Here is a 19722-nt window from a genome sequence, read left to right on the forward strand (position 1 = left end):
CGGCCGTGCGGGTGGTCCTGCTCGCGGGTGAGGCTTCGGGCGACCTGCTCGGTGCGGCCATCGTGCGCGCCCTGCGCGCGCGCAACCCCGATATCGAATGCCTCGGCATCACCGGCCCGCAGATGCGTGCCGCGGGCTGCTCCAGCCTGGGCGACATCGAGGCGCTATCGCTGATGGGTATCTTCGAGATCCTGCGCGAACTACCGCGCTTGGTCCGCTTTCGGCGCGAAATGCGCGAGGCCATCATCGCCGCCAAGCCCGATATCGTCGTCGGCATCGACGCGCCCGACTTCAATCTAGCGCTGGAAGGGCAGCTGCGTGAACGCGGCCTGCGCTGCGTGCACGTCGTCAGCCCGACGATCTGGGCCTGGCGCCCGAAACGACGCTTCAAGATTGCGCGCAACTGCGACGCCATTCTCTGTCTCTATCCCTTTGAGCCCGAGTGCTACGCCGACACCGGCCTGCGCGCCGACTTCATCGGCCACCCGCTCGCCGACGAGCTGGATGACAGCGTCACGCCGGCTCAGGCACGAGCGCAGCTTGGCCTAGATCCAGAGCAGCCTGTGCTGGGGGTGCTCCCGGGCTCACGGCGCGGCGAAGTTGCGCGCCTGATGCCCGACTATGCGCAGGCCGCGCGCTTGCTGGCCGAGAAACACCCGGGCATCCGCGCTGTCGTGCCGGTGGCGCACGAAGGCTTGCGTGAAGCCATCGCCGCGCATACCCAGGACGCCCCCGGGTTGGAATGGACGCTGCTCGAAGGCCAGTCGCGCGAGGTCATGCGCGCATCGGATCTTCTCTTGCTGACTTCCGGCACCGTGACGCTGGAGGCCTTGTTGTTGGGACGGCCGATGGTAGTGGCCTACCGCGCCTCGGCGGCCACCATCTGGCTGCTGCGTACCTTCCGGATGGTGCGCACCGCCCACTTCTCGCTGCCCAATGTGCTTACCGGCGAGCGCACCGTGCCGGAGTTGCTGCAGGATCAGGTCAGCGCCGAAAAACTGGTGGCCGAGCTGGAGCCGCTCTGGACCGATCCGCAGGTGCGTGCGTACCAGATGCGGCGCTTTGCCGAGGTGCGCGCGCAGCTGGCACGCAATGCCGGTGCCCGCGCCGCGGAGACCATCGAAGCGCTCGCCGGGCGCGCATGATCGCCGGCGTCGACGAGGCGGGGCGAGGGGCGCTTGCCGGGCCCGTGGTGGCCGCGGCGGTCATCCTGCCTGCGGCGGGCCTGCCGGGCCTGGGTGATTCCAAGACACTGAGCCCGCGTCGCCGCGAGTCTCTGGCGAGCACGATTCGCGAGAGCGCTGTGGCCTGGGCGGTCTGTGCCGTTGAGCCGGAAGTCATCGACCGAATCAACATTCTGCAGGCCAGCCTGCAGGCCATGGCCGCAGCGGTTGACGACCTGGCTACGGCGCCTTCAGAAATCCTGGTCGACGGCAGACAGCTGCCGGCCTGGCACTGGCCGTCGCGCGCCATCGTCGGCGGCGATGGGCTGGAGCCTGCGATCATGGCGGCTTCGATTCTTGCCAAGGTCCATCGCGACGCCCTGATGACGACCATGGACGCCGACTTCCCGCACTACGGCTTCGCCGGCCACAAGGGCTACCCCACGGCCACGCATCTGGCGGCGTTGCACGCGCATGGTGTCTGTCCACAGCATCGCCGCAGTTATGCGCCGGTGCGGCGCTGCCTGGCGGAGGCCGCGACATGAGCGGCTTCGTGCACCTTGCCGTGCACAGCGAGTATTCCCTCGTCGACGGCACGATCCGGATCGAGGCGGCGAAGAGCAAGCGTGACGATCAGCGCCTGCAGCCGCTGTCGGGGCGCGCCGCCGAGCTGGCGCAGCCGGCCATCGCGCTCACCGATCGCGACAATCTCTTCGCCATGGCCAAGTTCTACAAGGCCTGCGAGCGGGCCGGCATCAAGCCGTTGCTGGGCGTGGATCTTGGGCTGAGCTGCGACGGCGCGCCGGGCCGCGTCACGGTGCTGGTGCAGAACGGGCGGGGGCTGGCGAATCTGATGCGGCTGGTATCGCGCGTCTATACCGAGGGCACTGGCGGCACCGAGCATGCCGCGGCGCGCGAATGGCTGCTGGAGGCTCCTGAAGGGTTGATCGTGCTGTCCGGCGCCCAGGGCGAGATCGGGCAGAAACTGCTCGCCGGCGATGTGGTGGGCGCCGAAGCGGCGCTGAGCGAGTGGCGCGCCGCCTTCGACGACCGCTTCTATATGGCGCTGGCGCGCTGCGATCGACCGCACGACGAACTGCATGTGCAGGCCGCCACGGCGCTGGCACGGCGTAACGCGGTGCCGGTGGTGGCGGTCAACGATGTCTGCTTCCTGCGGCGCGAGGATTACGACGCCCACGAGGCACGCGTCTGCATCCTGCAGGGGCGTACCCTCGACGATCCGCGACGCAGCCGCGCCTTCACGCCCGAGCAGTATCTGAAGTCGGCCGAAGAGATGGCCGAGCGCTTCGCCGATATCCCGGAGGCGCTGGCCAATAGCGTCGAGATCGCGCGGCGCTGCTCGCCGCGGCTGCATTTCGGCACGAACTACCTCCCGGATTTCCCGGTGCCCGAGGGCAGCACGGTCGCCCAGCAGCTGCGCGCGATGTCCGAGGCCGGCCTGGAGGAGCGGCTGGCCAAGCACGGCGGCGTCGACGAGCGGAAGGTCTACGACGAGCGCCTGGAAACCGAACTCTCCATCATCGAGCAGATGGGTTTCCCCGGCTACTTCCTGATCGTGGCCGACTTCATCCAGTGGTCCAAGGACAACGGCGTCCCGGTGGGGCCGGGGCGCGGGTCCGGTGCGGGCAGTCTGGTCGCCTACGCCATCGGCGTAACCGACCTGGATCCGTTGGCGTATAACCTTCTCTTCGAGCGATTTCTCAATCCTGAGCGGGTCTCGATGCCCGACTTCGACGTGGACTTCTGCATGGAAGGCCGCGATCGCGTCATCGAGTACGTTACCGACAAGTATGGCGCCGACCGTGTCGGCCAGATCATCACCTACGGCTCGATGGCGGCGCGGGCGGTGGTGCGCGACGTCACCCGCGTCATGGGTCATCCGCACGGTTTCGGCGATCGCATCGCCAAGATGATCCCGGCTGCCCCCTCCTTCAAGGTGGAAGCCGGCGCGGCGGGCGCCACCGAGCTCGAGCATGCCCTCGACACGATTCCCGAGCTGCGCGCGGCCTACGAGGAAGAGGATGTGCGCGCGGTCATCGGCATGGGCCTGCTGCTGGAAGGGCTGGCGCGCAACATCGGCAAGCACGCCGGCGGCGTCGTCATCGCGCCGGGGCCGTTGACGGACTATGTGCCGCTGTTCCGCGTGCCGGACGCCCAGGGCGTGGTCACCCAGCTGGACATGAAGGACCTCGAGGAGATCGGGCTGGTCAAGTTCGACTTCCTGGGTCTGCGCACGCTGACGATCATCCAGTGGGCGGTGGACATCATCAACGCCCGCGATCCCGAAGCGAAGCTCGACATCCTGGCGATTCCCAAGGACGACCCGGCCGTCTTCGATCTCTTCACCCGGGGCGAACTGGCGGCGGTCTTCCAGATGGAATCAGCCGGCATGCGGCGGCTGGCCACGCAGATGCAGCCGAACCGCTTCGAGGACCTCATCGCGCTGGTGGCGCTGTTCCGGCCGGGCCCGCTGCAGTCGGGCATGGTCGAGGACTTCATCAACCGCAAGCACGGGCGCGAGGAGGTGCGCTATCCGCATCCGGCGCTGGAGGCGGTGCTGGAGGAGACCTACGGCGTCATCGTCTACCAGGAGCAGGTCATGCGCATTGCGCGCGAGCTGGCCGGCTATTCGCTGGGTGGTGCCGACCTGCTGCGCCGCGCCATGGGCAAGAAGAAGGCCGACGAGATGGCGCGCCAGCGCGAGGCCTTCCTCAGCGGGGCGGTGGAGCGCGACATCCCGGCTGAATCGGCGGGAGAGATCTTCGATCTCATCCAGATGTTCGCCGAGTACGGCTTCAACAAGTCGCATTCGGCGGCCTACGCCCTGGTCGCCTACCAGACGGCCTGGCTGAAGGCGCATCACCCGGCGCCCTTCATGTGCGCGGTGCTGTCGGCGGAAATGTTCAAGACCGACACGCTGGTGGCGCTGGTCGACGAATGCCGGAGCATGGGGCTGACCGTGCAGCAGCCCGATGTCAACGCCTCGGACTACCGCTTCCGGGTCGTCGACGACAAAACCATCTGCTACGGCCTGGGCGCCATCCGGGGCGTGGGCGAGGGCGCGGTCGAGAGCATCCGCGCCGCTCGTGCCGAAGGCGGCCCCTTCGCCAGCCTCTTTGACTTCTGCCGGCGCGTCGACCCCAAGCGCGTCAACAAGCGCGTCTTCGAAGCACTCATCCAGTCCGGCGCCTTCGACCAGCTGGGCGAGACGCGCGCGACGATGTGGCAGAACCTGTCGCGCGCAGTGGCCGCTGCCGAGCAGTCCTCGGCGCTCGCCGATGCCGGCCAGAGCGACCTCTTCGGCTTCGGTGATTCCGATACGGCTGCCGAGGAGCCGGCGCTGGCGCTGGATCGCGTGCCGGAGTGGCACGACCTGGAGCGCCTGCGGCGCGAGCGCGACGCGCTGGGCTTCTACCTCAGCGGTCACCCCATCGATAGCTTCAGCGAGTTGCGCGCACAGTGCAGCGACGGCAGCCTGCGCGCACTCTGCGAGGCGCTGCCGGACAGCGAGGAGGACAGCGGCAAGGCGCGCCGCCGCCAGCCGCGCGTCACGGTAGTGGGCTGGCTGCTCGATGTACGGCGTTTCGGCCCGCGCGCAGTGTTGACGCTGGATGATCGCAGCATGCAGATCAGCGTGCCGCTGTCGGAGGAGCAGTGGATGCAGCACGCCGAGCAGCTGCGCAAGGACAGCCTGCTGCTGGTCAGCGGCCGTCTGGGCCCGGACGATTTCTCGGGCGGCTACCAGCTGCGCCCGAATGAGATTCTGGATCTGGACACCCTCTATGCGCGGCGCGTGGCGCGGCTGGATCTACATCTGCGCGCCGATGCCGGCTATGCCGACGAACTCGCCGGCCTGCTGGAGGGTGCGCGCGCGAGCACTGGCTGCGCGCCGGTAGCGCGTCTGTCGGACGGTGGCGCCGAAGCTCTGTTGCGCTTTCCACCCGATCTGCGTCTGCGGTTGAGCGACCCGCTGCTGCGCCGCTTGCAGCAGCTGCTCGGCGAGTCTGCCGTGCAGCTGCGTTGGCAGTCCAGCGGCGAATAGGTCCGCACGGCGTCAGTAACTTGCGTAAGCTAGGGCGCAGTCCAGGACGGAGGAAGACGGGGGCATGAATCTGAATTATCTCGACTTCGAGCAGCCGATCGCGGAGCTGCAGCAGAAGATCGAGGATCTGCGCAACATGTCGGATGGGTCGCAGGTCAGCCTCTCCGAGGAGATCCAGCGCCTCGAAGCCAAGCAGAAGCAGCTGACCGAGCAGATCTTCTCCAAGCTCGAGCCCTGGCAGATCACGCAGCTCGCGCGCCATCCGCAACGCCCCTACGCGCTGGACTACATCGAGAGCCTCTTCACGGAATGGGAGGAGCTGCACGGCGATCGTGCCTTCTCCGACGATCCCGCCATCGTCTCCGGCATCGCCCGCATGGATGGTCGGCCGGTCGTGGTCATCGGCCAGCAGAAGGGGCGCGACGCCAAGGAGCGCATCCACCGCAATTTCGGCATGCCCATGCCGGAGGGCTACCGCAAGGCCCTGCGCATCATGAAGATGGGCGAGAAATTCTCGATGCCGGTGCTGACCTTCATCGATACGCCGGGGGCCTTTCCGGGCATCGGCGCGGAGGAGCGCAACCAGTCCGAGGCCATCGCTCGCAATCTGCTGGAGATGTCGCGGCTGCGCACACCCATCATCGCCACCGTTATCGGTGAAGGTGGCTCCGGGGGTGCGCTGGCGCTGGGCGTCGCCGACCACGTCATGATGCTGGAGTTGTCGATCTATTCGGTGATCTCACCGGAAGGCTGTGCCTCCATCCTCTTCAAGAGTGCCGAGCGCGCGCGCGACGCGGCCGATGCCATGAAGATTACCGCCAAAGATCTGCAGGGCTTCGGCCTGATCGACGAAATCGTCTCCGAGCCGCTCGGTGGCGCCCACCGTGATCCCGAGGCCATGGCAGCCAAGTTGCGCGAAAGCCTGGTGGAGCAGCTCGACCGGCTCTGTCGCCAGCCGTTGAGCAAGCTGCTGGAGACCCGCCAGGAGCGCCTGATGCGCTACGGTGCCTTCCAGCTGGAGCAGTAACGCGGCCCTCGATGTCGCGGCGCTTCTGCGCGAGGCGGCGCAGGCGCTGCCGGTCCACCGCGGCATCGCGGTCGCCTTCAGCGGTGGGCGCGACTCCACTGCCTTGCTCGCCGCGTTGCACGCGCTCTGCCCCGATCGGGTGCGCGCCATCCACATCCATCACGGCCTGCACGCCCATGCTGACGCCTGGGCCGAGCACTGCGCCGCCTTCTGCTTGGCCCGCGGTATTGCCTACGAGGCGCGCCGCGTGGCGGTAAGCGCCGACGGGACCGGGCCGGAGGCCGCAGCGCGCGAGGTGCGCTACGCGACGCTGCAGGCTGCTCTCGGGCCGGGCGAAATTCTGGCCGTCGCCCATCACGCTGACGATCAGGCCGAGACCGTGCTTTTTCGCCTGTTGCGTGGTGGCGGCGCGCGGCTGGGCATGCAATCGCTGCGGCGCCTGAGAGGGAGCACGGCGGAGAGCTGGCTTTGGCGCCCGCTGCTGGCGGTGCCGCGTGCGGCGCTCACGGCCTACTGCGAGGCGCAGGGGCTGGCCTATGTCGACGATCCCGGCAATGACGATGGCGCCTCGAACACACGCGCTCGGCTGCGCGCGCTGATGCCCGAGCTGGAAGCGGTGGTACCCGGTGCGGCGTCGGCGCTGTGCCGACAGCTTGCGTTTCAGGACGAGACGGCCGAGCGAGAGGCCATCCAGCTCGGTCCGGACATCGCCACGCGTCTGCACGACGGGACGCTCGCCATCGGCGGGCTGATGGCCTGGTCCGCCGCGCGGCGCCGGGCGCTGCTGCGCGCGTGGTTGCGGCTGCTTGGAGCGCCTGCGCCGGGCGCCGACTGGCTGGCCTGTTGCGAGCAGGAGGTCATTGGCGCGGTCGAGGACGCCCAGCCTGAGCTGGCGCTCGGTCCGTGGTGCCTCCGGCGCTTCGATGCCCGGTTGTGGCTGCTGCCGGAACTGCTGCCGGTGCCAGAAAGGTGGCAGGTCGAGTGGGAAGGGGAGGCGCCCATCGAGTTGCCCGGCGCGGCCGGGTGGCTGGAGTGCGTCGCTGGCCCCCCGCGGCCATTGCAGCTGCGCTTTGCCCGCCCGGGCGATGCGCTGGCGCTGCGCGAAGGCGGAAAGCGTCAGCGCCTCAAGCAGCATTTCCAAGCCGCGCGCGTGCCCCCCTGGGAGCGCTTGCGCACGCCGGTGCTGCTCTGCGGCGACACGCCCGTGCAGCTCGGCAATCGCCGTCTCGCCGGTGCCGACGCGATGCTCGGCGAAAGCCGGATCGCGTGGCTTCAGCGGGGCTGGCATCGACGCCCGGAGCCGGGTTGAGGCGGCCCGCAGGGGTCGGGAAAAAGGGCCGGACGTGCTAGACTGTCGTCTTTTCCAGGCCTTGTCACAGGGCGCTGCGCGTGCGCCGCGCGCAGCCTGAAACGGGACGCACATGAGCGAGTTTGCCAAGGAAGTCCTCTCGATCAACCTCGAAGAGGAAATGCAGCGCTCCTACCTCGATTACGCCATGAGCGTGATCGTCGGGCGGGCGCTGCCGGATGCGCGCGACGGCCTCAAGCCGGTGCACCGGCGGGTGCTTTTCGCCATGAAGGTGCTGGGCAACGACTACAACAAGGCCTACAAGAAGTCGGCGCGTGTGGTCGGTGACGTCATCGGTAAGTACCACCCGCACGGCGACTCGGCGGTCTACGACACCATCGTGCGCATGGCGCAGTCCTTCTCGATGCGCCACGTTCTGGTGGACGGCCAGGGCAACTTCGGCTCCATCGACGGTGACGCACCGGCCGCCATGCGCTACACCGAGGTGCGCATGGCCAAGCTCGCGCACGAGATGCTGGCCGACATCGACCGCGAGACCGTCGACTTCGTTCCCAACTACGACGAGTCCGAAACCGAGCCGGCGGTGCTGCCGACGCGCGTGCCGCAGCTGCTGGTCAACGGCGCCACCGGCATCGCCGTCGGCATGGCCACCAACATCCCGCCGCACAACCTCTGCGAGATCATCGACGGCTGCGTGGCGCTGATCGACAACCCGGATATCGATCTGGCCGGGCTGATGCAGCTGATTCCGGCCCCGGACTTTCCGACCGCCGGCCTGATGCTGGATGTCGGCGGCATGGCAGACGCCTACGCCACCGGCCGCGGTCGCGTCGTCGTGCGCGCGCGCACCCACTTCGAGGACATCGGCCCGGATCGCCAGGCGATCATCGTCACCGAGCTGCCCTATCAGGTGAACAAGGCGCGGCTTCTGGAGCGCATCGCCGAACTGGTCAAGGACAAGAAGGTCACGGGCATCTCCGAGATTCGCGACGAGTCCGACAAGGACGGGCTGCGCATGGTGGTCGAGCTCAAGCGCAGCGAGAACGCCGATGTCGTGCTGAATCACCTCTTCCAGCACACCCAGCTGCAGACGGTCTTCGGCATCAACATGGTGGCGCTGGATCAGGGCCAGCCGCGTACCTTCGGGCTCAAGGAGCTGCTGGAGATCTTCATCCGGCACCGCCGCGAGGTCGTCACCCGACGCACCCGCTACCTGCTGCGAAAGGCGCGCGAGCGCGCCCACGGCCTGGAAGGCCTGACCGTGGCGCTGGCGAACATCGAGGAAGTCATCGAGGTCATCCGTCGCGCGCCGACGCCGGGCGAGGCCAAGGCCGAGCTGATGTCGCGCGTCTGGCAGCCGGGGCAGGTCGTCGCCATGCTCGAGCGCGCCGGTGCCGACGCCTCCAAGCCCGAGGGGCTGGACCCGAAGCTGGGCCTGCAGGACGACGGCTATCGGCTGTCCGAGGCACAGGTGCAGGGCATCCTCGAGATGCGCCTGCAGCGCCTGACCGCGCTCGAGCAGGACAAGATCATCAATGAGTACAGCGAGATCCTCGACGCCATCGGCGAGTATCTGACCATTCTCGGCTCCGACGAGAAGCTCTTCGAGGTCATCCGCGCCGAGCTGCTGGCCATCCGCGAGGAGTACGGCGAGCCGCGCCGCACCGAGATCTCGGATGATGCGGTCTTCATCAACCGCGAGGATCTCGTGGTGCCGCAGGACATGGTCGTGACCCTGTCCCACGAGGGCTACGTCAAGAGCCAGCCGCTGACCGAGTATCAGGCCCAGCATCGCGGTGGCCGTGGCCGCATGGGCGCGGCTACCAAGAGCGAGGACTTCATCGACCGCCTCTGGGTGGCGCACAGTCACGACACCCTGCTGTGCTTCTCCTCGGCCGGCAAGGTTTACCGCCTGCGTGTCTTCGAGCTGCCCGAGGGCTCTAGAGGCGCGCGCGGCAAGCCCTTCGTCAATCTGCTGCCGCTGGAATCCAGTGAGCGCATATCGGCGGTGCTGGCCATCCAGAGCTTCGAGCAGGGCGGCTCCATCTTCATGGCCACCCGCCGCGGCACGGTCAAGAAGACGCCGCTGTCGGCCTTTGCCAATATCCGCAGCAACGGCATCATCGCCGTCGACCTGCGCGCCGACGACGCGCTGGTGGGCGTGACGCTCACCGGCGGCGAAGACGACATTCTGCTGATCTCCAGTTCCGGCCGCGCCATCCGCTTCAAGGAAGGCGACGTCCGCAGCATGGGGCGCGGTGCCACCGGCGTGCGCGGTATGCGCCTCATTGGCGCGACGGCCTCGGAGGATGATGAAGACGGCGATGCACCCAGTGGCGAGGCCTTCATCATCGCGCTGCTCAAGGCTGACGGCGGAGATGTGCTTACCATCTCCGAGTACGGCTATGGCAAGCGCACCAAGGTGGAAGATTTCCCGCTGCGAGGCCGCGGCGGGCAGGGCGTTATCGCCCAGCGACTGACCGACAAGAGCGGTAGCTTGATTGGCGCGATCGAGGTCGACGACAGCCACGAGATCATGCTCGTGTCGCACGCCGGCAATTTGATCCGTGTCTCGGCGAATGAGATCCGCACGCTCGGTCGTAACACCCAGGGGGTTCGCATCGTGCGGCCCGTGGCGGGCGACCGCCTCGTGGGCGTCGATCGCATCGCACCCGAGGACGGCGAGGCGGCGGAAGACGCCATCCCGTCTGCCGGGGACGCGGACGCCGGCGAACCCGACTCACCCATAAGCGAATAAGGAACCCAACCCGATGTCCCGAGTTTTCAATTTCAGTGCCGGTCCGGCCACGCTGCCGGAGCCCGTTCTCGAGCAGGTTCGCGACGAGATGCTCGACTGGCGCGGCACCGGCATGTCGGTCATGGAGATGTCGCACCGCGACAAGCCCTTCATGTCCATCGCCGCCGAGGCCGAGGCCGACCTGCGCAAGCTGCTGAAGGTGCCGGAGAACTACAAGGTGCTCTTCCTGCAGGGTGGCGCCACCGGTCAGTTCGCCTTCGTGCCCATGAACCTGATGCCGGCCGGCGGCAGCGCCGACTACGTCGTCACCGGTTCCTGGGGCAAGAAGGCCATCAAGGAAGCCGGCAAGTACGGCACTGCCAACACCGTGGCGCGGCCGGCCGACGACGTCTTCAACCACATCCCGGCGCGCGATGGCTGGAAGCTGGACCCGAATGCGGCCTATGTGCACTACACCCCCAACGAGACCATCGAGGGCGTGGAGTTTCACAACGCACCGGATGTCGGTGACAAGCCGCTGGTCGGCGATTTCTCGTCGACGATCCTGTCGCGTCCGGTCGATGTGGCTGCCCACGGCCTGATCTATGCCGGCGCGCAGAAGAATGCCGGCCCGGCCGGGCTGACCATGGTCATCGTGCGCGACGACCTCATCGGCAAGGCGCGCCCGGAGACGCCCTCGGTCTTCGACTACAAGGCCGCAGCCGACGGCGAGTCCATGCTGAACACGCCGCCCTGCTTCGCCTGGTATGTCAGCGGGCTGGTCTTCAAGTGGCTGCTCGATCAGGGCGGTCTCGAGGGCATGGCCGAGCGCAACCAGCGCAAGGCGCGGCTGCTCTACGATTACATCGACAGCGAGCCCTTCTATACCAACCCGGTGAATCCGGCGGATCGTTCCTTCATGAACGTGACCTTCACGCTGGCCAATCCGGAGCTGGACGCGGCCTTCCTGGAAGGTGCCAAGGCGGCCGGCATGCCGGGCCTGAAGGGGCATCGCTCGGTGGGTGGCATGCGCGCCAGCATCTACAACGCCATGCCCGAAGAGGGCGTGAAGGCGCTGGTCGACTATATGAAAGACTTCGTCAAGAAGAACGGATAAACCATTCAAAGCAAAGAGGATATCGCTATCCCCATGTACCGTATTCAAACGCTGAACAATATCTCGCCCCGCGGCCTTGAGCATCTGCCGCGCGACCGCTACGAAGTCGCCAGCGAGATCAGCAACCCCGATGCCATCCTCGTGCGCTCCTACAAGATGCACGACATGGAGATTCCCGAAACCGTGCGCGCCATCGGCCGTGCCGGCGCGGGGACCAACAACATCCCGGTCGAGGCCATGAGCGAGCGCGGCGTGCCCGTGTTCAACGCGCCCGGCGCCAACGCCAACGCCGTCAAGGAACTGGTGGTCGCCGGCATGCTGATGGCGGCGCGCAATATTCCGCAGGCGCTGCGCTTCGTCGAGAGCATCGATGCCGACGACGCCAAGGCGGTCGAGGATGGCAAGAAGAAGTTTGCCGGCTACGAACTCCCTGATCGCAGCCTCGGCGTCATTGGTCTCGGTGCCATCGGCGTTCGTGTCGCCAACGCCGCTTACGATCTCGGCATGAAGGTCACGGGCTTCGACCCCAAGATGACGGTGGAGAACGCCTGGCTGCTGTCCTCCGGTGTTCAGCAGTCGGTCTCCGTCGATGAGCTCTGCGCCAATTCGCAGTTCCTTACCGTGCACGTGCCGCTGATCGAGGCGACGCAGAACCTGATCAACGCCGAGCGCATCAAGCTGATGCCCAAGGGCGCGGTGATTCTGAACTTCGCGCGCGGCGGCATCGTCGATGAGGATGCTGTTCTGGCTGCGCTGGACGAGGGGCATCTGCACGCCTACATCTGCGACTTCCCGTCGAGCAAGCTCAAGGCGCACGACAAGGTCGTCGCGCTCCCGCATCTCGGCGCTTCGACCGGGGAAGCCGAGGAGAACTGCGCGATCATGGTGGCGCGTCAGGTACGCGACTTCCTCGAGAACGGCAATGTCACAAATTCGGTGAACTTCCCCGAGTCCGTTCTGCCGCGCGTCGAGAACGAGCCGCGGTTGTGCATCGCCAATGCCAACGTGCCGAACATGGTCGGTCAGATCACCACGGCGCTGGCCAAGCACGACCTCAACATCGCCGACATGCTCAACAAGTCGCGCGGCAACGTCGCCTACACCATGGTGGATGTGGATTCCGACATCCCTGAGTCCGTGGCAGAGGAGCTGCGCGCCATCAAGGGCGTGCTCTCCGTGCGCCTGCTCGACGCCCCGGCTGCGTGATGAGCGGGGACCGCCTGAGCCAGGCGCGGTCGCGCATAGACGCCCTGGATGCCGAGATCCAGGAGCGCGTCGTAGAGCGCGCCCGCGTCGCGCAGGAGGTGCGCGACATCAAGCGCGAGGCCGGTGATCTCTCCGATCACTACCGCCCCGCGCGCGAGGCGCAGGTGCTCAAGGCCGCGGTCGAGCGCAACAAGGCGCTGGGCAGCCCGCTTTCCCAGGCGGCGATGACCAGCATCATGCGCGAGATCATGTCCGCCTGTCTGGCGCTGGAGAGCCCGCTGTCGGTGTCCTATCTGGGCCCCGAAGGCACCTATACGCAGTCGGCGGTCTACAAGCACTTCGGTCACCAGGTGTCCACACGTGTGGCGCCGGCCATCGACGACATCTTCCGCGATGTCGAATCCGGAACGGCGGCCTACGGCGTGGTGCCGGTGGAGAATTCGACGGAAGGCGTGGTCTCCAGCACGCTGGATCTGCTGCTGGCCACGCCGCTGTCGATCTGCGGCGAAGTTATGTTGCCCGTGCACCACCATCTGCTGTCGGGGCACGAGGACATGGCGCGCATTGACGTGGTCTATGCGCATCCGCAGTCCTTCGCGCAATGCCGGCGGTGGCTGGACAACAATCTGCCCAATACGCCGCGCGAGCCGATGGCCAGCAACGGCGCGGCGGCGCGGCGCGTTGCCGAGACCAAGCGCGGCGCGGCCATTGCCAGCGCGGCGGCCGGGGTGCTCTACGGTCTGAACGAGCTGGCCGCCAATATCGAGGACGACCCCAACAACACGACGCGCTTTCTGGTCATCGGCCGGCAGCAGCCGGAACCGACCGGCGCGGATCGCACGTCGCTTGTTTGCTCGGCGCCACAGGGCGGCGAGCCGGGAGCGCTGTTCTCGCTGCTGGAGCCCTTCGCCCAGGCGGGGGTCAACCTCAGCAAGATCGAGTCCCGGCCCAGCCGCAGGGCCGCCTGGGATTACAATTTCTACCTGGATCTCGACGGCCACCAGGCCGACCCGAAGGTGGGCGCGGTCATCGACGACGTGCGCAGCCGCTCCGCTTTCTTCAAGATCCTCGGTTCCTACCCACGGGCCAGCGATCAGAGCATTTGATTTGGTTGAGCTACGGATTGCACAGATATTCACAGAGTAGTGTCGGGGTTGCGCGAAGTATCTAGCCTCTGCGAAGAAGTGCCTCAGCGCTTAAGACTGATCTTCTAATCCCTTGAATCTGTGTAATCTGCGGCCCCTTCTTGACAGGCACAGGCATGGCTGAACCTGAATTTTTGCAGCGCGTACCGGAAGGCATTCGCGGCATGGCGCCGTACCAGCCGGGCATGCCCATCGACGAGCTGCAGCGACGGCTCGGGCTGTCCGATGTCATCAAGCTCGCCTCCAATGAGAATCCGCTGGGTTGCAGCCCGCAGGCGGCGGCGGTGCTGCGCGGCGAGCATCAGCTCGCGCGCTACCCGGATGGTGGCGGCTTCGCACTGAAGGCGAAGATCGCGGCTTTTCATGGTGTTGCGCCGGAGCAGGTGACGCTGGGCAACGGTTCGAACGATCTGCTGGAATTCGTTGCGCGCATCTTCCTCGGGCCAGGCAGGGCGGCGATGTACTCGCGGCACGCCTTTGCGGTCTATCCGCTGGCGGCTGCTGCGCAGAACGCGCCCAGCGTGGTGGTGCCGGCGCGGCCGGTCGACGCCGAAGATGCCTATGGCCACGATCTGGTGGGCTTTGCGCGCGCGCTCAGCGACGAGGTCGCGGCGATCTTCATTGCCAATCCGAACAATCCCACTGGCACCTGCCTGCCGGGCGGCGCGGTGGCTGATTTCCTCGGCGAGGTGCCGGAGTCGACCATCGTCGTGCTCGACGAGGCCTATTGGGATTATCAGGATCCCTCTACACGGCCCGATATCGACGCGCTGCTGGCGCGCCACCCGAATCTGCTGGTGACGCGCACCTTCTCGAAGATCTATGGTCTGGCCGCGCTGCGCTTGGGCTATGGCCTGTCGCATCCGGCTCTGGCCGATCTGCTCAATCGCGTGCGCCAGCCCTTCAACAACAACAGCCTCGCGCTGGCCGCCGGTGAGGCTGCGCTGGCCGATCAGGCCTTCGTTGCGGAATCGGTGGCGCTGAATGCCCGCGAGCGGGCGCGGCTGGAGCGCGAGCTAAGTGCACGCGGCCTGCAGGTGCTGCCGTCGCACGCCAATTTCGTGGCCGTCGGCTTCGGGCGTGATGCGGCGCCCATCCATCAGGGCCTTTTGGAAGCCGGCATTATCGTGCGTCCGATGGGCAGCTACGAGATGCCACACTTCCTCCGCGTGTCGGTGGGCACCGAGACCGAGAACGACCGCTTCCTCGCCGCGCTCGACGGCATCATGGGCACAGCCCGGGACGCCGCCGCCGGATGACGGCGCCGAATCGCGTCGCCATCGTCGGCCTTGGGCTGATCGGTGCCTCGCTGGCGCGCGCGCTGCGTGTCGCGCCCGCCGCTCCCCGCGTGCTGGGTTGGGACGCCGACGCGGCCAGCCTGCGCACGGCTGTCGAGCGCGGTTATATCGACACCGCCGTTGACAGCGTGGAAGCCGCGGCGCGAGAAGCCGACTTGCTCATCGTGGCGACACCGGTGCGCAGCATCGCCGGCATCGCTGCCCGCGCGCTGGCTGCCGACAGCAAGGTCATCGTCAGCGATACGGGCAGCGTCAAGCAGGCCGTGCTCAGCGGGCTGGAAGGCGAGGGGGGCGATCTCCGCCGCTTCGTCGCCGGGCACCCGGTGGCCGGCAGTGAACGCTTCGGCGTCGACGCCGCCGACGACACGCTTTTCGCTGGGCGGCGCGTCGTGCTGACGCCGACCGAGACCACGACCGAGACGGCGCTGGCTGTGGTCCGGGCGACCTGGGAGGCGGCCGGCGCGCGCGTGGAATGCATGTCGCCGGACCACCATGACGAGGTGCTGGCCGCCACCAGTCATCTGCCGCACGTGCTGGCCTACGCGCTGGTCGACTGCCTGGCCGGCATGGAGGGCAACCGCGAGCTCTTCGCCTACGCCGCCGGCGGCTTCCGCGATTTCACGCGCATCGCCTCCAGCAGCCCGGAGATGTGGCGCGACATCCTGATGGAGAATCGCGCCGCGCTGGAGCCGACGCTGGAAGCCTTCGAGACCACGCTGAGCGCCATGCGCGTCGCGCTGCGTAGCGGCGATGAAGCCAGCGTGCTGGCCACCCTCCAGCGCGCGCGTACCGCGCGCGAGCGATTCCTCAACCTCATGGACGCCCCCGATGCCCGCTGACGTCGACTACCTCTGCCAACCGGTGCGCTCGTTGAGCGGCAATCTGCGCGTGCCCGGCGACAAGTCGATCTCCCATCGCGCCGTCATGCTGGCTGCGCTGGCGGAGGGCGATACGCGTATCACGGGCTTCCTGCCCGGCGAGGATTGCCTCGCCACCATGCATGCCTTCGCGGCGATGGGCGTGCCCATCGAACGCAGTGGCGATACCGAGTTGCGTGTTACCGGTGTGGGCATGCATGGCCTGCGCGCGCCGGCGGCGCCCATCGATCTGGGCAACTCCGGCACCTCGATGCGGTTGCTGGCGGGGCTGCTCGCGCCGCAGGACTTCGCGGTGACGCTGACCGGTGACGAGTCACTGACGCGCCGGCCCATGCGCCGGGTTACAGATCCGCTGGCGCAAATGGGCGCGAGTATCCGTACCAGCGAAAGCGGCACCGCGCCCCTGGAGCTGCTGCCGCCGACGGCGCCGCTGCATGGCATCGCCTTCGAGTCGCCGGTGGCCAGCGCACAGGTGAAATCGGCGCTGTTGCTGGCTGGTCTCTATGCAAAAGGACGTACCGAAGTGCGCGAGCCGCAGGCTTCGCGCGATCACACCGAGCGCATGCTCGCAGCCTTTGGCGTGACGGTGACCGCACAGCCGGGCTTGGCGGCGGTGGAAGGCGGCCAAAGCCTGCGCGCGGCCGATGTGGAAGTGCCGGCGGATATTTCCTCCGCGGCCTTCTTCCTGGCGGGAGCGGCCATGACTCCCGGCGCCGATATCCTGCTTGAGACCGTGGGCCTGAATCCCACACGCACCGGTGTCATCGACATCCTGCAGGCCATGGGCGCGGATCTTGTCGTGCAGAACGAGCGGCAGCTTGGCGGTGAGCCGGTGGGCGATATCCGCGTGCGCGGCGGCAAACTGCGCGGCGCCGAGATCGCCGGCGAGGTGGTCGCCCGCGCCATCGATGAGTTCCCGGCGATCTTTGTTGCAGCTGCCTGCGCGACTGGCGAGACGGTCATCCGCGATGCCGCCGAACTGCGCGTCAAGGAGTCGGACCGCATCGGTGTCATGGTGCAGGCGCTGCGCAGTCTGGGTATCTCGGCGGTGGCTGCTGAGGACGGTGCGCGCATTCTGGGTGGGCGCATTCACGGTGGTGTGGTTGATGCCCACGGCGACCATCGCGTGGCCATGAGCCTGGCGATGGCCAGCCTGCGTGCCGAGCAGCCGATCCGTATCCGCGACTGCGCCAATGTACAGACTTCCTTCCCGGGCTTTCGCGAGCTGGCCTGCGACGCCGGCCTGGAGATTCGCGCGGTGCCCGGCAGCGGGGAGCGCCCTTGAGCGCGCCGCTATGCACCATCGACGGGCCCTCCGGCGTTGGCAAGGGCACGGCGGCCAAGTGGTTGGCTGGACGGCTGGGCTGGCATTTGCTGGATTCCGGTGCCATGTACCGGGTGGCCGGCATCGCCGCCGAGGATGCGGGTGTGTCGCTGGACGATGCCGAGGCCGTGGCCGCCCGCGTGCGCGACATGGAGGTAGCCTTCGACGGCGGCTTTGACGATGAGCACATCCTGCTCGACGGCCGCGAGATCGGCGGGCGGGTACGTGAAGAGGCGGCCGGCATGGCGGCCTCGCGCATCGCCGTATTCCCCGCCGTGCGCGAGGCGCTGCTGGAGGCTCAGCGTGCCTTCCGCAAGCCGCCGGGGTTGATCGCCGACGGTCGGGACATGGGTAGCGTGGTCTTTCCGGACGCGCCGCTGAAGATTTTTCTCGACGCCAGCGCCGCCGAACGCACGCGCCGTCGCTGCAAGCAATTGTGGGAGGCCGGCAAGCAGGCTACAATAGCCGATGTTTTGGCCGACATCGAGGCGCGTGATGCACGCGATCGGGGTCGTGCGGTGGCGCCGCTGGCGCCGGCACCGGATGCCGTGGAGATCGATACCACGCATCTGGATGTCGACAGCGTATGCAACCGCATTCATGGCCTGATCATGGAGCGCGGCCTCGTCTGAGGCTTAGATTTTTCGGGTGCTGCAAGGACGCGGCGCCCATTGTCCACAACCTGGCCGGGACGGATTCCGGGCAGCACATCGAGTAGATCACAACTTTATGAGCGAAAGTTTCGCCGAACTCTTTGAACAAAGCCTCGCACAGGGGCAGTCCATGCAGCCGGGTGCGCTGGTGCGCGCGACGGTGCTGGAAGTGAAGTCCGACGTCGTCATCGTCGACGCCGGCCTGAAGTCGGAAGGGGTCATCGCCCTGGACGAGTTCAAGAACGAGATGGGCGAGGTGTCCATCAGCGCGGGGGACGAGGTCGAGGTTGCACTGGAAACCGTCGAAGACGGCTTCGGCGAAACCAAGTTCTCCAAGGAGAAGGCCGAGCGCATCAAGACCTGGGAGCGTCTGTCCCAGTCCTTCGAGAATGGAGAGATCGTCAACGGTCTCATTACCGGCAAGGTCAAGGGCGGCTTCACCGTCGACATTGGCGCCGTGCGCGCCTTCCTTCCGGGCTCGCTGGTCGACGTCCGGCCGGTGCGCGACACCGCTTATCTCGAGGGCAAGCCCCTCGAGTTCAAGGTCATCAAGCTCGACCAGCTGCGCAACAACATCGTGGTTTCGCGTCGCGAAGTGCTCGAGGCCGAGTACAGCGCCGAGCGCGAGCAGTTGCTTGAGACGTTGCAGGAAGGCGTGGTGCTCAACGGCGTGGTCAAGAATCTCGTCGACTACGGCGCCTTCGTCGACCTCGGCGGCATCGACGGCCTGCTGCACATCACCGACATGTCCTGGAAGCGCATCAAGGACCCGTCGGAGGTCGTTGCGGTCGGTGACGAGATCGAGGTCAAGGTTCTCAAGTACGATCGCGAGCGTCGTCGTGTCAGCCTCGGCCTGAAGCAGCTGGGCGAGGATCCCTGGGTCGATATCGCACGCCGCTATCCGGAAAAGACGCGTCTCTTCGGCAAGGTCACCAACATCACCGACTACGGCTCCTTCGTGGAGATCGAGTCCGGTGTCGAGGGCCTGGTCCACGTCTCCGAGATGGACTGGACCAACAAGAACGTCAACCCGAACAAGGTCGTGACCATCGGCGACGAGGTCGAGGTCATGATCCTGGACATCGACGAGGAGCGTCGCCGCATTTCGCTCGGCATGAAGCAGTGCGTGCCGAATCCCTGGGAAGAGTTCGCGCAGAACTACCAGAAGGGCGACAAGGTTCGCGGCACGATCAAGTCGATTACCGACTTCGGCGTCTTCATCGGCATCGATGGCGGCATCGACGGTCTCGTGCACCTCTCCGACCTGTCCTGGAACGAAAGCGGCGAAGAGGCCGTGCGCCGTTACTCCAAGGGTCAGGAGATCGAGGCGACCGTTCTTGCCATCGACGCAGAGCGCGAGCGCATCTCGCTGGGCGTCAAGCAGATGACTGCCGATCCGATCGCGCAGTTCATGGCCGACAACAAGCGCGGCGAGCAGGTCACCGGCACCGTGCGCGAAGTCGAAGCTCGAGGCGCGCTCATCGAGCTGGCTGACGGCGTCGAGGGCTATATCAAGGCCAACGATCTCGCCCGCGAGCGTGTCGAGGACGCCACCAAGGTGCTCGCGGTCGGCGATGAGCTGACTGCCACCTTCATCGGCATCGACCGCAAGTCGCGTGTCATCCAGCTCTCCGTGCGCGCCAAGGAGCTGCAGGAAGAGGAGGAGGCTGTATCCGAGTACAGCAACAGTCGGAACGCCACCACCGGGCGTACCTCGCTGGGCGATCTGCTCAAGGAGCACATCGGCGATTAATTCGGCGAGGAGCTTCGAGCATCATTGAGATGTCTCGTCTATCCTCCTG

General features: G+C 66.9%; 14 protein-coding genes. All 14 read left to right on the forward strand.

Features of this window, described 5'->3' with window-relative positions; translation table 11 throughout:
• The first annotated feature begins 5 nt into the window (after positions 1 to 5).
• Positions 6 to 1145 carry a lipid-A-disaccharide synthase gene (lpxB, locus tag U743_RS06055; protein WP_043766402.1) on the forward strand — a complete coding sequence of 380 codons (1140 nt, stop codon included), beginning with the start codon at positions 6 to 8 and terminating at the stop codon, positions 1143 to 1145.
• Positions 1142 to 1708 carry a ribonuclease HII gene (locus U743_RS06060; protein WP_043766404.1) on the forward strand — a complete coding sequence of 189 codons (567 nt, stop codon included), beginning with the start codon at positions 1142 to 1144 and terminating at the stop codon, positions 1706 to 1708. The genes lpxB and U743_RS06060 overlap by 4 nt, the downstream gene beginning before the upstream one ends.
• Positions 1705 to 5226, forward strand: a complete 3522-nt coding sequence (gene dnaE, locus U743_RS06065) for a DNA polymerase III subunit alpha (RefSeq protein WP_052367592.1) — start codon at positions 1705 to 1707, stop codon at positions 5224 to 5226. Before U743_RS06060 ends, dnaE begins: the two co-directional genes overlap by 4 nt.
• Positions 5227 to 5290: 64 nt before the next feature.
• Positions 5291 to 6253 carry an acetyl-CoA carboxylase carboxyltransferase subunit alpha gene (locus U743_RS06070; protein ID WP_043766410.1) on the forward strand — a complete coding sequence of 321 codons (963 nt, stop codon included), beginning with the start codon at positions 5291 to 5293 and terminating at the stop codon, positions 6251 to 6253.
• A complete protein-coding gene (tilS, locus tag U743_RS06075; protein ID WP_052367593.1) occupies positions 6231 to 7562 on the forward strand; it encodes a tRNA lysidine(34) synthetase TilS in 1332 nt (443 codons plus the stop codon). Before U743_RS06070 ends, tilS begins: the two co-directional genes overlap by 23 nt.
• Before the next feature lie 112 nt (positions 7563 to 7674).
• Positions 7675 to 10320: a DNA gyrase subunit A gene (gene gyrA, locus U743_RS06080; protein WP_043766413.1), complete on the forward strand. Its 2646-nt coding sequence runs from the start codon at positions 7675 to 7677 to the stop codon at positions 10318 to 10320.
• 13 nt (positions 10321 to 10333) lie between these two features.
• Positions 10334 to 11416 carry a 3-phosphoserine/phosphohydroxythreonine transaminase gene (gene serC / locus U743_RS06085; protein WP_043766416.1) on the forward strand — a complete coding sequence of 361 codons (1083 nt, stop codon included), beginning with the start codon at positions 10334 to 10336 and terminating at the stop codon, positions 11414 to 11416.
• A 33-nt stretch (positions 11417 to 11449) separates the two neighbouring features.
• The gene (locus U743_RS06090; protein ID WP_043766419.1) at positions 11450 to 12622 is read left to right on the forward strand and encodes a phosphoglycerate dehydrogenase; all 1173 of its coding nucleotides are present in this window, start codon (positions 11450 to 11452) and stop codon (positions 12620 to 12622) included.
• A complete protein-coding gene (gene pheA / locus U743_RS06095) occupies positions 12622 to 13728 on the forward strand; it encodes a prephenate dehydratase (RefSeq protein WP_043766422.1) in 1107 nt (368 codons plus the stop codon). The genes U743_RS06090 and pheA overlap by 1 nt, the downstream gene beginning before the upstream one ends.
• 155 nt (positions 13729 to 13883) lie before the next feature.
• Positions 13884 to 15026, forward strand: a complete 1143-nt coding sequence (gene hisC / locus U743_RS06100) for a histidinol-phosphate transaminase (protein ID WP_052367594.1) — start codon at positions 13884 to 13886, stop codon at positions 15024 to 15026.
• On the forward strand, positions 15023 to 15904 hold the full coding sequence (locus U743_RS06105; RefSeq protein ID WP_043766425.1) for a prephenate dehydrogenase: 882 nt from the start codon (positions 15023 to 15025) through the stop codon (positions 15902 to 15904). Before hisC ends, U743_RS06105 begins: the two co-directional genes overlap by 4 nt.
• Complete coding sequence (aroA, locus tag U743_RS06110; protein ID WP_043766428.1) at positions 15894 to 17228, forward strand: 3-phosphoshikimate 1-carboxyvinyltransferase; 1335 nt, start codon at positions 15894 to 15896, stop codon at positions 17226 to 17228. Before U743_RS06105 ends, aroA begins: the two co-directional genes overlap by 11 nt.
• Complete coding sequence (gene cmk / locus U743_RS06115) at positions 17225 to 17899, forward strand: (d)CMP kinase (RefSeq protein ID WP_043766431.1); 675 nt, start codon at positions 17225 to 17227, stop codon at positions 17897 to 17899. Before aroA ends, cmk begins: the two co-directional genes overlap by 4 nt.
• A 16-nt stretch (positions 17900 to 17915) precedes the next feature.
• A complete protein-coding gene (gene rpsA / locus U743_RS06120) occupies positions 17916 to 19673 on the forward strand; it encodes a 30S ribosomal protein S1 (protein ID WP_269530603.1) in 1758 nt (585 codons plus the stop codon).
• Positions 19674 to 19722 lie beyond the last annotated feature (49 nt).

It is taken from the genome of Algiphilus aromaticivorans DG1253 (genome assembly GCF_000733765.1).
GTDB classification, from domain to species: Bacteria; Pseudomonadota; Gammaproteobacteria; order Nevskiales; family Nevskiaceae; genus Algiphilus; species Algiphilus aromaticivorans.